Source organism: Amycolatopsis sp. PSD-21 (assembly GCF_055561455.1).
In genome coordinates this window covers 2,143,045-2,156,988 of the sequence record NZ_CM145712.1, presented here as the reverse complement: position 1 = coordinate 2,156,988, position 13,944 = coordinate 2,143,045, and the positions used below count along the sequence as shown (strand labels likewise).

Annotated in this window: 15 protein-coding genes; 8 read left to right on the top strand and 7 right to left on the bottom strand. The window is 69.3% G+C overall.

Going from position 1 to position 13,944, the window contains the following annotated elements; all coding sequences use genetic code 11:
• The first annotated feature begins 70 nt into the window (after positions 1-70).
• The gene (locus ACZ1DY_RS10540) at positions 71-550 is read left to right on the top strand and encodes a hypothetical protein (RefSeq protein ID WP_465484208.1); all 480 of its coding nucleotides are present in this window, start codon (positions 71-73) and stop codon (positions 548-550) included.
• On the opposite strand, the gene ACZ1DY_RS10535 is transcribed toward ACZ1DY_RS10540, so the two are convergent.
• The gene (locus tag ACZ1DY_RS10535) at positions 499-1,974 is read right to left on the bottom strand and encodes a carotenoid oxygenase family protein (protein WP_257488554.1); all 1,476 of its coding nucleotides are present in this window, start codon (positions 1,972-1,974) and stop codon (positions 499-501) included. The two genes, ACZ1DY_RS10540 and ACZ1DY_RS10535, sit on opposite strands and share 52 nt — an antisense overlap.
• 97 nt (positions 1,975-2,071) lie before the next feature.
• Here ACZ1DY_RS10535 and ACZ1DY_RS10530 point away from each other — a divergent pair, with 97 nt between their 5' ends.
• Both ACZ1DY_RS10530 and ACZ1DY_RS10525 read left to right on the top strand, forming a co-directional pair.
• A complete protein-coding gene (locus ACZ1DY_RS10530) occupies positions 2,072-3,037 on the top strand; it encodes a winged helix-turn-helix transcriptional regulator (RefSeq protein ID WP_465484207.1) in 966 nt (321 codons plus the stop codon).
• Positions 3,038-3,111: 74 nt separating this feature from the next.
• A complete protein-coding gene (locus ACZ1DY_RS10525; RefSeq protein WP_005162443.1) occupies positions 3,112-3,300 on the top strand; it encodes a DUF5302 domain-containing protein in 189 nt (62 codons plus the stop codon).
• 274 nt (positions 3,301-3,574) lie between these two features.
• Here the strand turns inward: ACZ1DY_RS10525 and ACZ1DY_RS10520 are convergent, their stop codons facing one another.
• From ACZ1DY_RS10520 to ACZ1DY_RS10505, 4 genes are all read right to left on the bottom strand, one after another.
• On the bottom strand, positions 3,575-4,645 hold the full coding sequence (locus ACZ1DY_RS10520) for a Glu/Leu/Phe/Val family dehydrogenase (RefSeq protein WP_126735538.1): 1,071 nt from the start codon (positions 4,643-4,645) through the stop codon (positions 3,575-3,577).
• A 159-nt stretch (positions 4,646-4,804) separates the two neighbouring features.
• Complete coding sequence (locus ACZ1DY_RS10515; RefSeq protein ID WP_465484206.1) at positions 4,805-5,998, bottom strand: kynureninase; 1,194 nt, start codon at positions 5,996-5,998, stop codon at positions 4,805-4,807.
• Entirely contained in the window at positions 5,995-6,777 is a 783-nt protein-coding gene (locus tag ACZ1DY_RS10510; RefSeq protein ID WP_257488557.1) for a tryptophan 2,3-dioxygenase, read from the bottom strand. Before ACZ1DY_RS10510 ends, ACZ1DY_RS10515 begins: the two co-directional genes overlap by 4 nt.
• Entirely contained in the window at positions 6,774-7,595 is an 822-nt protein-coding gene (locus ACZ1DY_RS10505) for a PaaX family transcriptional regulator (protein WP_126735532.1), read from the bottom strand. Before ACZ1DY_RS10505 ends, ACZ1DY_RS10510 begins: the two co-directional genes overlap by 4 nt.
• A gap of 48 nt (positions 7,596-7,643) precedes the next feature.
• Between ACZ1DY_RS10505 and ACZ1DY_RS10500 the strand changes: the two genes are divergently transcribed.
• From ACZ1DY_RS10500 to ACZ1DY_RS10485, 4 genes are read left to right on the top strand one after another with little or no spacing between them, the layout of a single operon-like run.
• Positions 7,644-8,369, top strand: a complete 726-nt coding sequence (locus ACZ1DY_RS10500; RefSeq protein ID WP_465484205.1) for a creatininase family protein — start codon at positions 7,644-7,646, stop codon at positions 8,367-8,369.
• On the top strand, positions 8,366-9,868 hold the full coding sequence (locus tag ACZ1DY_RS10495; protein WP_465484204.1) for a benzoate-CoA ligase family protein: 1,503 nt from the start codon (positions 8,366-8,368) through the stop codon (positions 9,866-9,868). The genes ACZ1DY_RS10500 and ACZ1DY_RS10495 overlap by 4 nt, the downstream gene beginning before the upstream one ends.
• Positions 9,865-10,557: an SDR family NAD(P)-dependent oxidoreductase gene (locus ACZ1DY_RS10490; protein ID WP_465484203.1), complete on the top strand. Its 693-nt coding sequence runs from the start codon at positions 9,865-9,867 to the stop codon at positions 10,555-10,557. The genes ACZ1DY_RS10495 and ACZ1DY_RS10490 overlap by 4 nt, the downstream gene beginning before the upstream one ends.
• Complete coding sequence (locus ACZ1DY_RS10485) at positions 10,554-11,381, top strand: enoyl-CoA hydratase family protein (protein ID WP_257488561.1); 828 nt, start codon at positions 10,554-10,556, stop codon at positions 11,379-11,381. Before ACZ1DY_RS10490 ends, ACZ1DY_RS10485 begins: the two co-directional genes overlap by 4 nt.
• A 156-nt stretch (positions 11,382-11,537) precedes the next feature.
• Here the strand turns inward: ACZ1DY_RS10485 and ACZ1DY_RS10480 are convergent, their stop codons facing one another.
• Positions 11,538-12,497 carry a helix-turn-helix transcriptional regulator gene (locus ACZ1DY_RS10480; RefSeq protein WP_465484202.1) on the bottom strand — a complete coding sequence of 320 codons (960 nt, stop codon included), beginning with the start codon at positions 12,495-12,497 and terminating at the stop codon, positions 11,538-11,540.
• A 62-nt stretch (positions 12,498-12,559) separates the two neighbouring features.
• Between ACZ1DY_RS10480 and ACZ1DY_RS10475 the strand changes: the two genes are divergently transcribed.
• Positions 12,560-13,030 carry a VOC family protein gene (locus tag ACZ1DY_RS10475; protein WP_465484201.1) on the top strand — a complete coding sequence of 157 codons (471 nt, stop codon included), beginning with the start codon at positions 12,560-12,562 and terminating at the stop codon, positions 13,028-13,030.
• Here the strand turns inward: ACZ1DY_RS10475 and ACZ1DY_RS10470 are convergent.
• Positions 13,022-13,939 (bottom strand): SMP-30/gluconolactonase/LRE family protein, encoded by a 918-nt coding sequence (locus ACZ1DY_RS10470; RefSeq protein WP_465484200.1) that lies wholly within the window; start codon positions 13,937-13,939, stop codon positions 13,022-13,024. The genes ACZ1DY_RS10475 and ACZ1DY_RS10470 overlap by 9 nt on opposite strands.
• Positions 13,940-13,944: the final 5 nt, after the last annotated feature.

Genomic DNA, 13,944 nt, shown 5'->3' with positions numbered 1-13,944 from the left:
ATCCCGGCGGAGGCGTAGAAAAGCCGTTCACTCCGGTGGTCTGCCCGGTGACGTGGTGTTCCCTGGACGGATGAGGAAACCCGAGTGTTTCGGCTTCCCGTTCGGTTGTGTCTCCGTCGTCGTCGCGGCGTCGGCGGCCGGGCTGCTCGGCTCGGCGCGACATCACATCATTTCCTTGCTGGCATTGGGTTTGGTCGTACTCGCCACCGGTATCGCGACGAGCGCGACCGCGACCGCCGGGACGGCGGTGATCGCCTGGGGTGTCCATTCCGGATTCACCGTCGGCTCGCTGGGCGAGCTGCAGTTCACCGCCGAGACCGGTGTCGCCGCGGTCGTTTTCGCCGCCGCGACCGCGTTCGGCTCACTGGCCGGAGCGGTACGGCGCCGGCTGGCGGCCGCCGAGCCCGAGTCGCCCCACCCCCTGGAAGGGGCGACTCGGACACGGCTTTCCGGCCCTGCGCCTGCCCACACCCCTCCGGTGGGCGGGCACGAAGGGGATCATCGGCTACGGGAAGGTTCCAGCTGGTCCGCCCGGACCCAGGTCGCGTGAAAACCGAGCGGGACACGCTGGGGCAACAGGACCCTGGCCACGGGTCCGGCAGCGAGATCGGCGGCGTCGAAGATGTCCAGCTCCGAGCGCCCCTCACGCTCGTCCTGGACGAAGGTCACCAGATAGCCGTCGTCGGAACCGGCGGCCGCGCCGTCGCGGGGTGCGAACGGCGCCTCACTGCCCCACCGGCCCGGACCGAAACGGTGTTCGGTCTTGGCGCCGGCACGATTGTCGTAGCACACCAGGCCGTCGAACTTGAGCGTCGAATCCGGCGAGATGTGCACCGCGTAGGAGAAGCGATTCCGGCCGCCGACCACCCTCGAGTCGACGGACGGAAATTCGGTGTTGTCGTCGTCGAGCTGGTCCTCCAGGCACTGCCCGGTCCGCAGGTTGAACCGGTAGCGGTGCAGCGAGGCGTCCAGTCGCAGGTACGACAGCATCTTGGCGAGCGGGGTGTGCGCGTCGGCGCGCGGCCGCGGCCGCTGCACGCGGCAGACGTCGAGGACGATCTCCTCGCCCTGCTCCCAGGAATTGACGACGTGGTAGATGTAGCAGGGGCTGGCTTCGAACCAGCGGATCTGGCTACCGTCACCGTAGCGAGGGAGTACCCCGAACCGGCTCGGCAGTGAGCGGTCGAACAGCAGCTTGTGCCGTCCGTTGCGGGCCGCTTCCCTGTCCTGGATCAGCGGCAGATCCATCAGGATCGCGTGGTTCTCGGTGATCGCCATGTCGTGCGGCAGGCGCGGGCCGGGGAGTTCGATCTCGGTCGTGCTCGCGACCTCGCCGTCCGCGCCGATCACGCCGTAACGCAGGTACGGCGGCCGCGGCCCGTAGTCGAACCAGAACATCTCGCCGGTGCGCTCGTCGACCTTCGGATGGGCCATCATGTCGCCGACCAGCGTGCCGAGGAAGTCCTCCGCGCCCAGCGTCTCCAGCGACAGCGGGTCGACCGCGTACGGCGTGCCGCACAGGTACCAGGTGGAGAGCACCTTGCCGCGATGGAAGATCAGGTCGGTGTTGGCGCTGTCCTTGACGTTCAGGCCGTGCGTGTTGCCGAACGGGTTGCCCTCGGGCGATTCCATGACGCCCTTCCAGAGCGCCTTGCCCGCCGCGGATTCGGCCTCGAAGGCCTTGGTGCGGATCCAGCGGTTGCGGTAGCGGGCCTTGCCGTTCTCCAGGTGGACGGCGTGGATCATGCCGTCGCCGTCGAACCAGTGGTAGCGCCCCCGCGGCTCGAACCGGGGGTTGGGCCCGTTGCGCAGGTACACGCCGTTCAGGTCCGCGGGGATCTCGCCGACGACTTCGAGATCGCTCGCGTCGATCTCCTCCCCGACCGGGGCGTAGACGCCCATCAGATACGGGTTGACCTCGGATTCGCCGGTGGGGGCTGCCACCAGCACCGGCTGCTCGGAGGTGCTCGTCATGGCCGAGACACTACGATTGCTGTAGTCAGGTGTCAATAGGCTTCTACTGCTGTAGTCAGTAGTACGCTGACCGCGACACCCCCTCGGAAGGAAGCACGTGACAGAGGCGACGGCGCACCGCGTCAGACCGGCGGGCGATCCACTGCGCCGCGCGCTCGAACTGCTCGGGGATCAGTGGACGTTGCTGATCCTGCAGAGCCTTTTCCTGCGTTTCCGCCGCTACGAAGAACTCCGGCTACGGCTCGGGATCTCCCCCACCGCGCTGTCCGGGCGGCTGCGCGCGATGGTCGAGGCGGACGTGCTCGTCCGCACGCCGTACCGGGACGCGCGCCGCACCCGGCACGAGTACCGGCTCACCGAACGCGGCCTCGAACTGTGGCCACTGCTGATCTCGATCTGGGCCTGGGAACGGGAATGGGTCGAGGGGCGGCGCGCCGTCCTGCCGACGCTGATCCACCTCGACTGCGAACTGGCCACCTCGGCACCGCTCGGCTGCGCCTCCTGCGAACGGCGGGTCGACGCCCGCGACGTCCGCGCGCGGCGGCTCGACGACACCGGCGTCGTCGAAGCGACCGCGTCGAAACGCTTCCGCCGCAAGGACGCCGACTCCCTCGCGGGCGACCCGCTGATGTTCTTCCCGGACACCATGGAACTCCTCGGCGACCGGTGGTCGACCGGGCTCGTGGTGAGCGCGCTGCTCGGGGCACGGCACTTCTCGGAATTCGAACGCGAACTCGGCATCGGGCCGAGCGTGCTTTCGGGACGGCTGTCGAAGCTCGTGGACGTCGGCGTGCTGCGGACCGGCACCGCGAAGACCCGCGCCGACGCGCACGACTACCGGCTGACGGCGAAGGGGCTCGCGTTCTTCCCCGCGCTGGCCTTCATCGCCGAGTGGTCACGGGGTTTCGAGGTCCCTGGCCAGGAGCCGGACATCACGCTCGACCACGTGGACTGCGGCAACCGGCTGAAGCCGATCCTGCTGTGCGACCACTGCTGGCGGCCGCTGCTGCGGAACCGGGTCCGGTTCGGCGGCCCGGTCCAGCTGCCCACGCCGCCCAGGTGACGTAAATCGACTCGCCAAGCCGGTCGGTTCCTGACAGGGTGAGAACGTCACATGTCGTCACCTCGGAGGTAGCAATGACTGAACCGGCACCGTCCCCAGCGGATGGCGAAGAGGACGACACCAAGCGCAAGTTCCGCGAGGCCCTGGAGCGCAAGCAGGCCCAGGCCCGCTCGGGCTCGGCGCACGAGAACGGCGGCGGGAAGAACCTGCACGCGCACGGTCCGGCGGCGAACAAGCGCACCTTCCGCCGCAAGAGCGGCTGAGGTCTCACGCCTGGGCGAACATGCCGCGAAAGCCACTTTCGGGACATCTGGTGTCCCGAAAGTGGCTTTCGCGGCATCCGGGCCCTGTGGCGGCGCGGAGCTGAGGTTGCGGGCGTTGCGAAAGCCACTTTCGCAACGTTGAAGGTTGCGAAAGTGGCTTTCGCAACCCCCGGCCTCACAGGTCCGCGCCGTTCCGGGAGGCGGCACGGCAAAGGTCCCTTCCTGGCGAAATTCGCAAGGAAGGGACCTTTCCTGGCGTTCAGGGAGGGAGCGGCTACACGGTCAGGATCGACCGCAGCCCGCCGACCTCGGCCATCCGGCGCTCGGCCAGCCGGTCGGCCGCCGTCGCCGGCGGCACGCCGTCGGCCTTGGCCAGCGCGAACACCTCCTTGGTGGTGTCGAAGATGGCCGTCGTCTTGCGCTTGGCGCGCGCGAAGTCGAAACCGTGCCGCTCGTCGTCGACCTGGATCACGCCACCGGCGTTGACCAGGTAGTCCGGCGCGAAGAGGATGCCGCGGTCGTCGAGCTGCTTGCCGACGCCCGGATGCGCGAGCTGGTTGTTGGCCGCGCCGCAGACGATCTTGGACCGGAGCAGCCCGACGGTCTCGTCGGTGAGCACCCCGCCCAGCGCGCACGGCGCGAAGACGTCGAGCTCGGTGCGGATCAGCGTGTCGAGGTCTTCGACGACCTCGACACCTGGGTACGCCGCGCGGGTGCGTTCGATCGCGGCGGGCGAGACGTCGGTGATGACCACCTGCGCGCCCGCCTCGATCAGATGCCCGACCAGGATGTGCCCGACCTTGCCGACCCCGGCGACGCCGACCTTGCGGCCCGCGAGGTCCGGGACGCCCCAGACGGCGTCCGCGGAGGCACGCATGCCCTGGTAGGTACCGAAAGCCGTGAGTACCGAGGAGTCGCCGGCGCCGCCGTTCTCCGGCGAGCGGCCCGTGACGAACTCCGATTCGCGGGCGACGATGTCCATGTCCTGCACGTAGGTGCCCACGTCGCAGGCGGTGATGTAGCGGCCGCCCAGCGACTGGACGAACCGGCCGAAGGCGCGAAGCAGCGCTTCGGTCTTGTGCTTCTGGGGGTCGCCGATGATGACGGCCTTGCCGCCGCCGAGGTCGAGCCCGGCGAGCGCGTTCTTGTAGGCCATTCCCTTCGACAGCGCGAGGACGTCCGCGAGGGCCGCGTCCTCGGATTCGTAGGGGTAGAACCGGGTCCCGCCCAGTGACGGCCCGAGCGCCGTCGAATAGATCCCGATGATGGCCTTCAGGCCGGTGGCCTGGTCTTGACAGAAGACGACCTGTTCATGGCCGGTACCTTGGCCGAACACTTCGGTCACTGTGGTGACTCCTTGTCCTGGAGTGCACGCTGCTTGTGGCTCACGTGCGAAGTTCCTGCAACAAGGCACAGTCCCCGACGAAGGTCGTCCGGCGGCGACGGTGCCACATCGCAAACCTAGATCGCCCCGGTCCGTTCGCCAAGCCGGGGGCGAGCCGTCTCAGCCGTCGACGACCTCTTTGAGGACGTGGAGCGCGGAGTCGAGCTGCCGGTCGGACAGATACGGCGCCGGCCCGAACCTCAGGTACGCGCCTCGGCTGTCGGTCCGGACGCCGCGTTCGTCGAGGGCGGCCTGCAGCGCTCCGGCGTCGGCGCACTTCAGCGAAAGGAAGCCGCCGATCCGGTCCAGCGGCGTCTCCCGGTCACGGGTGATGACGTCCTCGGGCAGCCCCAGCTTGTCGAAGCCCTCGGCGAGGTAGCCCACCTGGTGCCGCGAAACCTCCCGCAGGAACTCGGGCGTGAGCCCGTGCTCGGCGAAGAACCGGAAGACGCGGGCGCCCCGGTAGTGGCTCGTCGGGTCGTAGGTCGCTCCGGCGAACCGGTCCGATCCGGAGGCGTACGCGGTCTGGCCGGGTCGGCGCTCGTCCGCGAGCGCGCCGAACTCGGCGTACCAGCCGGTGACGACCGGCCGCAGTTCCTGCGCGTGCGCGGGCATCCGCAGGAAGCAGTTGCCCTCGCCGAGCTGGAGGTACTTGTAGCCGCCGCCGAGCACCCAGGCGTTGGTGAGCCCGAGGTCGTGCAGCGAGAACGGGACGACGCCGAGCGCGTGGTAGGCGTCGACGACGAGGTTCACCGATTTCGCGAGGCAGACGTCGGCGAGATGCGCGAGACCCGGCACGAGGCGGGAGGTCTCGAACAGCACGGCCGAGACGAGCACGGCGGCGGTGTCTTCGGTGACCTCGGCCGCGACGCGTTCGGCCAGCGTGGCGACCGGCGCCGCGGGGACGCGGACCACCTCGACCCCTTCTTCGGCCAGCCTGCCGAGCTGACGGCGGAGCGTGTGGAACTCGCCGTCGGTGGTGACCAGCCGCGGGCGGCGCGGCAGGTCCATCGCCGAGAGGAACCGGATCACCAGGTCGTGTGTGCTGGCGCCGAGCGCGATGTCGCCGCGCGGGTCACCGAGCAGCGCCCGGAACCCGGCCCGCATCTCGTCCGCCTTGGCGAAGGCCCGCGCCCATTTGGTGTCGACCTCTTCGGCGGCATCGGCGAAGGCTTCGAGAACACCTTCGCGTGCGACGTCCGGCCAGGCCTGGTGCGAGTGCCCGGTCAACAGCATCCGGTCCGCCACACCGAATTCCGTGTAGTGCGCCGCGAGCGCGTTGGGTTCGCGGCGGAGATCGTCGAGGTTCGTCAAAGCCTGCTCCGCACAGCCCAGAGATCCGGGAACATCGGGGAGAAAAGCGTCGTACGCAGATAGTGCGCTCCCGACGAACCCCCCGTCCCGGTCTTGTCTCCAATGGTCCGCTCGACCATCTTCACGTGCCGATACCGCCACTCCTGCATCCCTTCGTCCAGATCGACCAGGTGCTCCGCCACGACGGACGGCCCGGTGTCGTCGCGGTAGACCCGCAACAGAACTTCTTGGAGCGCCGGAGAGGGTTCGAGTGGCTTGGTGACATCGCGCCCGGTCGGGACGTCGTACCCCTTCACCGCGAGGTAGGTGACGAAGGAGTCGAAGAGCGACGGCCGCGCCATCGCGTCCGAGATCTGGGCACGCTGGTCACCGCCTTCGGGGTAATGCGCGAACACCCGCTCGTCCCGGCGGCCGAGGACGGCCTCCAGAACACGGAACTGGGCCGACTGGAACCCGCTCGACGCGTCGAGTCGCGCACGGAAACTGGTGAACTGGCTCGGAGTCATCGTCTCGAGCACATCGATCTGCGCGACCACCACCTTGAAGATAGTCAGGATTCGCCTCAATGTGCGGACGGCGTGAGCGGTGTTACCCGCTTCGAGCTGCTCCTGCAGGTAAAGCGCCTCGTGGAGAACTTGTTTGAACCAAAGTTCATACACTTGGTGGATCACGATGAAGAGCAATTCGTCGTGCTCGTCGGACCGGGGATGCTGCGCGTCCAGCAATTCGTCCAGTGAAAGGTAGGACGTGTAACTCAATGCGGCCTGAGTGTCGTTCATTTTTCTGTCACCTCGTCGAAATGGCGTTGCGCCGCCGGGGCTAGCGCGTGATAGAGATCGTGGAACACCTCGACCGCGGCCGCCCGGCTCGGCGGAGCGGGCACCAGCCCGACCGGGAGCTCCGGATCGAGTGACGGGAAGGCGCGGAACGTGTGCGTCAGCCAGGTTCGGACCCGGAACGCCTCGGCGTCGGGCAGGTCTCCCGGATACCCGCTGAAATCCCGGACGAACGCGTCGTACCGCGCGGCGAGGCCGTCGAGGTTCCACGCCCGCGCGGCGAAGCGCCGGACGTCGAGGCCCGCCGACGGTTTCCCGAGCATCAACCCGGCGTGTTCGGAGACGTCCAGCTCCTCCAGCAGGGCGAGCACTTCGGCCTCACGGTCGTGCGGGGCGATCCAGGTGCCGTCCTGGACGGGTCCGAAACCGAGGAAGCGCAGCCGCCGCACCAGCCGTTCCCTGGCCTGGCGGCGGCTCTCCGGGATGCTCTGCCACAGCACGGTCCACTCCCCGACCTCGCGTTCGCGCCTGCCGAGGGAGAAGATCCGGCGGTCGCCGTCCTCCAGGAGCGCGATCGTGCGGCGGGTCAGCGAGTAGTGGACGAGCCTGCCCGCCTTGTGCCGCGCGAGCAGGTCGCGACGGGCGAGCCTGGCCAGCGCGATCCGCGCGGCGCCGTCGGAGAAGCCGAGCCCGGCGAGCACGCCGACCAGGCCGCCGGACCAGACACGGCGGCTCTCACGTGGCGACACGTAGGTGCCGAGCAGCGTCATCACCAGTTCCTGGGGACCTGGGTCGCCGTGGGGCGCGGCCGGTTCGGGCATACGAGCAACTCTATACACCTCAGGCCGCTGCGGTGTAGCTTGACTCGGGTGACGTACTTCGCGGAGTTGAGCTCACCTCAGGTCGCCGCGCTCGCGTCCGACGAGCGCGTTCCCGTGCTGTTGCTGCCGGTGGGCGCCGTCGAGCCGCATGGACCGCACGCGCCGCTGGGCACCGATCCCCTGATCTCACGCGGGATGTGCGAACGCGCCGCCGCGCGGCTGGCGGGTGATCCCGGTGTCCGGGTGCTGATCCTGCCCGAGGTGCCGTACGGGGTGACGCGGTTCGCCGCCGGGTTCGCGGGCGGAATCTCGATCGGCGAAGAGACCCTGTACGCGCTGCTGACCGAGATCTGCGGCGCGCTCACCGAGCAGGGCCTCACGCGAATCCTGCTGGTCAACAACCATTTCGAGCCGGCGCATCTGGCGGTGCTGCGGCGCGTGGCCGAGGCGGCGGGCGTCGGCTTCGTCGACCTGGTCCGCCGCCGGTACGCCGAGCGGCTCACCGACGAGTTCCGTTCCGGTGAATGTCACGCCGGGCAGTACGAAACGTCGCTGGTGCTCGCCGACCGGCCCGACCTCGTCGACGCCGCCGTCCAGCGCGACCTGCCGCCGGTCCACGTCGACCTGGCGCGCAGCGATGCCGCGGACTTCGTCTCGGCCGGGATGACCGAGGCCTACTGCGGCACACCCGCCCAGGCGACCGCCGAAGAAGGCGGGAAGACCTTCTCGGCGCTCACCGACATCCTGGTCGAAGCGATCCGAGACCTCGTATGACCTTCAATCTGGCGACCCATTTCGTCGACCGGCTCCCCGGCGAGCGGACGGCGTTGCTGTGCGGTGACGAAGAAGTCACCTACGCGGAGCTGGCGGCGCGGGTGAACCGGGCCGGGAACGTGCTGCGGGACCTGGGTGTCCGAAGTGGACAGCGGGTCCTGCTGGCACTGAACGACGGCGTCGAGTTCGTATCCGTCTGGTACGCGGCGCAGAAGATCGGCGCGGTCACCGCCGAGGTCTATTCCTTCCTCCAGGCCAAGGACTACGCCTACTACCTGGACTACACCGAGGCCGTCGTCGTCATCGCGGACGCCTCGACGTTGCCCGCGCTGCGGGAAGCCGGCGCGCGGAACCTGCTGGTCGTCGGCGATGTCGCGCTGGAGCCCGGCGAGCACTCGTTCGACTCGCTGGCCGCCTCGGCATCGGCCGAACTGGAGGCCGCGCCGACCACGCTGGACGACGTCGCGATCTGGAAGTTCACCACCGGGAGTACCGGTTCCCCCAAGGCGTGCGTCCATCCGGCGCGCAGCGCGCTGGAAAGCTTCGACCGGTACGCACTCGGCGTGCTCGGTCTCCGCGAGGACGACCGGGTGCTGGCCGTGCCGAAGCTGTTCTTCGGCTACGCGCGCGATCTGACCGCGTTGTTCCCGTTCGGCGTCGGCGCGTCCGGGATCGTGTTCCCGCAGCGCAGTACCGCCGATCTGCTGTTCTCGCTGATCGAGCGGTACCGGCCGACGATCCTGGTGAACGTGCCGACCATGATGAGCGCGATGATCGCCCATCCGGCGGCGTCTACTGTGGACATGAGCTCGCTGCGGCTCTCGACGTCGGCGGGCGAGGCGCTGCCTTCGGAGCTGCATCGCAAGTGGGACAACGTGTTCGGTGTCCCGGTGATCGACGGGATCGGCTCGTCGGAGGCGTACCACATCTATCTGTCCAACGTGCCCGGCGCGCATCGGGTCGGCAGCCTCGGCCGCGAGGTGCCCGGCTACACCGCTCGTGTCCTGGACGAGAGCGGCGATCCCTTACCGGATGGGGAGATCGGCACCCTTGAGGTGTCCGGGCCGACCATCGCCCGTGAATACCACGGCGACGCGGAGAAGACCGCGCGGACGTTCCACGGCGACACGCTGCGCACGAGCGACCTGTTCAGCCGCGACAGCGACGGGTACTTCCACCACCACGGCCGCGCCGACGACCTGCTGAAGGTGTCGGGGGTGTTCGTCGCGCCGAGCGAGATCGAAGACTGTCTCATCGGCCATCCCGCGGTCGTCGACTGCGCGGTGCTGGGCGTGACGGTCGACGGCCTGGTCGTCCCGCGGGCGTGCGTCGTCCTGGCCGAGGGCGCTTCCGCGACGGCCGAGGAACTGAAGGACCACGCACGCGCCCATCTGGCGAAGCACAAATACCCGCGCGAGGTGGTGTTCGTGGCCGAACTCCCCCGCACCGCGAACGGAAAACTCGATCGGCGCGCGTTGCGCCGGGTGGAGGCAGAGTGAGCAGGATCGTCGTCGTCACCGGCGGGACCCGCGGGATCGGCGCGGCCATCGCCGCACGGTTCCGGGCCGCCGGCGACAAGGTGCACGCGCCCGGCCGGGCCGACTGCGACGTCACCGACGAAGCCGCCGTCGCGCGGTACTTCGACGGTCTCGGCCCGGTGGACGTGCTGGTGAACAACGCCGGGATCTCGGCGAGCGCCCCGTTGGCGAAGACGTCGCTGGAGCAGTGGCGCACGCAGATCGAGGTCAACGCGACCGGCGCTTTCCTGTGCACACGGGCGGTTCTGCCCGGGATGCGGTCGCGCGACACCGGCCGGATCGTCACCGTCGCCTCGACGGCGTCGCATATCGGCTATCGCTACACGGCCGGGTACACCGCGTCGAAGCACGCCGCCGTCGGGCTGATGCGGGCGACCGCCGCGGAACTGGCGGGCACCGGCGTCACCGCGAACGCCGTCTGCCCGGCCTTCGTGCGCACGGACATGACCGCCGCCTCGGTCGCCCGGATCCAGGAACGGACCGGCCGCGACGAAGCCGATGCGGAGGCCGCCCTCGCCGCCGCGTCGCCGCTCGGCCGTCTGCTCGAACCCGACGAGGTCGCCCACGCGGTGACCTTCTTCGCGGCGCCCGAAGCCGCCGCGATCAACGGACAGACACTCGTCCTCGATGGAGGTGGGATCCAGTCATGAGCCCGTTCCGCGCCACGCCGCCGATCACGACGGACTGGGAGCACTTCGAGTTCACCGTGGACGACGGCGTCGCCACGGTCACCCTGAACCGCCCCGACAAACTGAACGCGCTCACCTTCGACAGCTACGCCGACCTGCGCGACCTGCTGGCCGAGCTGCCGCACCGCGGCGACGTCCGGGTGCTGGTCATCACCGGACAGGGGCGTGGTTTCTGCTCCGGCGGCGACGTCGAAGAGATCATCGGCGAGTTGCAGAAAATGGAGTCCGCGGAACTGCTGGAGTTCACGCGGATGACCGGCGCGGTGGTGAAGGCGCTGCGGGAGTGCCCCATTCCGGTGATCGCGGCGGTGAACGGTGTCGCGGCGGGCGCGGGTTCGGTGATCGCGCTGGCGAGCGACTTCCGGCTGCTGGCGTCGTCGGCGAAGTTCGCCTTCCTGTTCACGAAGGTGGGCCTGGCCGGTGCGGACATGGGTTCGGCGTACCTGCTGCCGCGGCTGGTGGGCCTGGGCCGGGCGACCGAATTGCTGATGCTGGGCGACAAGATCGACGCGGCTCGCGCGGAGGCGATCGGGCTGGCTTCCCAGGTCGTTCCCGACTCCGAGTTGGCTTCCGCCGCCTCTGCTCTGGCGCGGCGTTTGGCCGACGGGCCGGCGTTGGCGTACAGCACGACGAAGGTGCTGCTGACGCGTGAGCTGGACATGGATCTGGGGAGCTCCATCGAACTGGAGGCGATCACGCAGGCTTTGCTGATGACGGCGAAGGACCACGGGGAGTTCTATGCGGCCTGGACGGCTGGGCGTTCGCCCCAATGGACCGGCCGGTGAGCTCTTCCCCCTTCCGCAGTTAGTCGGCTAACTGCGGCGACCCCCGGTCGTGACCGGACCGGCGAGGCCCGACTGTGTGGATTTCGGGACGTTAGATGACCTGAAACCCACACAGTCATGCCTGAACGGGCCGGTCATGCACCCGACGCTCCGCGATCAGTCGGCTAAGTGCGGGGAAGAAGCACCAGCCGCACCCAAGAGACGTTCGGCCAGTACCCGGCACCGCTCCCCCAATTCCGCCGGTTCGATCACCTCGAACGCGTGCCCCAGCACCACCACGTGCATCAGCAGGAAGTCGAGATCCCCGGCTCCACTCAGCACCTCGCACCGCGAACGGCCCCGTTCCCGCACCACCGCCGCCGACGCCGGAATCTGCGCCCGCACAACGGGAGCGGGCGCGTGCACCAGGAATCGCGCCTGGTGCCGGTAGACCCGGCTCGCGATGTTCTCCTGCACGTAGGCCGCCGCGTCGGGCGCCGGGCGCGGGCGGAAACGCCACGACCGCGCGGAAACGCCGGTCATCCTGTCGACGCGGAAGGTGCGCCAGTCGTCGCGGTCGAGGTCGTAGGCCAGCAGGTACCAGCGCCGCCCGGAAGCCACCAGCCGATACGGCTCGACCCGCCGCAAAACGGAACCCGAAGACGGATACTCGAAGCCCACCTCGACCTCGTCGCGGCAGGCCCGGGCCAGGGTCATGAGTACCTCTGGATCGATCGGCGCGCGGCTTCCGTCGAAGGCGACCACCGAGCCGGACAGCGCGCTCACCTCGCGGCGCAGCCTGGTCGGCAGCACCCGGTCGAGTTTCGTCAGCGCCCGGAGGGCGGCCTCCCCGCTGCCCGCGCCGGCGAGCAGCGACACCGCGGTGGCGATCGCCTCCTCGTCGTCCAGCAGCAGCGGCGGCATATCGTGGCCGGGCCCGAGCTGGTAGCCGCCGCCGACGCCGTTGCTCGCCTGCACCGGATACCCGAGCGCGCGCAGGCGTTCGACGTCGCGCCGGATCGTGCGCGCCGTGACGCCGAGCCGTTCGCCCAGTTCCGGGCCGGTCCACACCGCGCGCTGCTGCAACAGGCCGAGCAGGGTGAGCACCCGCTCGGTCGTCCCGCGCTCGTCCTCCATGTCGGACACTGTGCCAGAGATAGCGGACCGATCCTGTCCGCTAGGCGTGTCAGACTTCTCCCATGAACCGCAAGAGCCGCGAATTCCAGGTCAGCTTCGACGCCCACGACCCGAAAGCCCTCTCGACCTTCTGGCGTGACGCCCTGGGCTACGTCCACCCCGGCCCTCCCGGCGTGGAGGTGCCCGAAGGCACCGATCCGCTGGACGCGTGGGACGAGTTCCTCGAACGGGTCGGAGTGCCCGAGGATCAGCGCAACACCCGCTCCGCCCTCGAAGACCCGGACGGCGAAGGGCCGAGGATCTTCTTCCAGCAGGTCCCCGAGGACAAGATCGCGAAGAACCGCGTCCACCTCGACCTGCGTGCCGCTCCCGGACTGGAGGGAGACGAGCGCATGGCGGCGCTCGAAGCCGAGTGCGACCGGCTCGTCGCGCTCGGGGCGAAGCGGATTCAGCGCTTCGAGCCCGAGCAGCCGCTGAGCCTCGGCTTCATCGTGATGAACGACCCGGAAGGCAACGAATTCTGCCTAGACTGAGGTGACGGCGATCGCGTTGTCCTCCAGCGAGCCGAAGTAGAGGGTCCCGGCCCGCTCGCGGACGCCGACGAGCACATGGAACCCGTCGATCTCCCCGCGCAGTTCGTGGACCAGCTTCCCGTCCGGAGTCACGCTCCGCACCCCGCATTCCCGCGCGGGTGCGGGCTGCAGGGCCGTCGGCAGCGCCCGGACTCCGGCCCGCAGGGGCGCGGGGAGCTTCTGCACCAGGGAAAGCGCGGGGACCTTCGGGCTCGCCACGGTGATCCAGATCAGCCCGTCGCTGCCGGTCGAGATGTTGTCGGGGTAGCCCCACAGGTCGTCGGCGAGGTAGTCCCGCGTTCCCGCCTTGTCGCCGGTGAGCCACACGCGTGCGACCCGGTAGGCGCCGGTCTCGGCGACGGCCACATAGGACTCGTCGGGCGGCAGCGCGACGCCGTTGGCGAACTGGAAACCGTCCGCGAGCTGCTCGATCTTGCCGTCCGGCGTGCGGCGCAGGAGCCGCCCGCCGCCGGTCTGCTCGATCAGATCGTCGCGCCATTTCTCGATGCCGAAGCGGCGCGACGAGTCGGTGAAGTACACCGTGCCGTCGGAGGCGACGGCGGCGTTGTTGCAGAACACGAAGTCGAGCCCCACCGCCGAAGTCGCCAGGGTGGTGACGGGGCCGCCCGCGAGCGGCATGGTGAGCAGACCGGCCTTGGCGTCGCAGATCAGGAGGTCTTCGCCGTAGAACTCCAGGCCCAGCGGACGGCCGCCGGTGTCGCCGAGGACGTCGATCCGCCTGCCGTCCGGCGTGACGCGCAGGATCCGCCCGTCGTCGACGCCGGTGTAGATCCGCCCCTGGTCGTCGACCACGACGTCCTCGGGACCGTGCCCGTTGACCGGGATGACCGTGACCTCGCCGAACGCCATCGCGT

Bases quoted from the DNA above. Each gene is read 5' to 3' on its own strand.
- ACZ1DY_RS10475 (WP_465484201.1), top strand. From the start codon at position 12,560: ATGAACCGCAAGAGCCGCGAATTCCAGGTCAGCTTCGACGCCCACGAC.
- ACZ1DY_RS10510 (WP_257488557.1), bottom strand. From the start codon at position 6,777: ATGAACGACACTCAGGCCGCATTGAGTTACACGTCCTACCTTTCACTG.
- ACZ1DY_RS10485 (WP_257488561.1), top strand. From the start codon at position 10,554: ATGAGCCCGTTCCGCGCCACGCCGCCGATCACGACGGACTGGGAGCAC.
- ACZ1DY_RS10535 (WP_257488554.1), bottom strand. From the start codon at position 1,974: ATGACGAGCACCTCCGAGCAGCCGGTGCTGGTGGCAGCCCCCACCGGC.
- ACZ1DY_RS10505 (WP_126735532.1), bottom strand. From the start codon at position 7,595: ATGCCCGAACCGGCCGCGCCCCACGGCGACCCAGGTCCCCAGGAACTG.
- ACZ1DY_RS10470 (WP_465484200.1), bottom strand. From the start codon at position 13,939: ATGGCGTTCGGCGAGGTCACGGTCATCCCGGTCAACGGGCACGGTCCC.
- ACZ1DY_RS10480 (WP_465484202.1), bottom strand. From the start codon at position 12,497: ATGGAGGACGAGCGCGGGACGACCGAGCGGGTGCTCACCCTGCTCGGC.
- ACZ1DY_RS10525 (WP_005162443.1), top strand. From the start codon at position 3,112: ATGACTGAACCGGCACCGTCCCCAGCGGATGGCGAAGAGGACGACACC.
- ACZ1DY_RS10540 (WP_465484208.1), top strand. From the start codon at position 71: ATGAGGAAACCCGAGTGTTTCGGCTTCCCGTTCGGTTGTGTCTCCGTC.
- ACZ1DY_RS10495 (WP_465484204.1), top strand. From the start codon at position 8,366: ATGACCTTCAATCTGGCGACCCATTTCGTCGACCGGCTCCCCGGCGAG.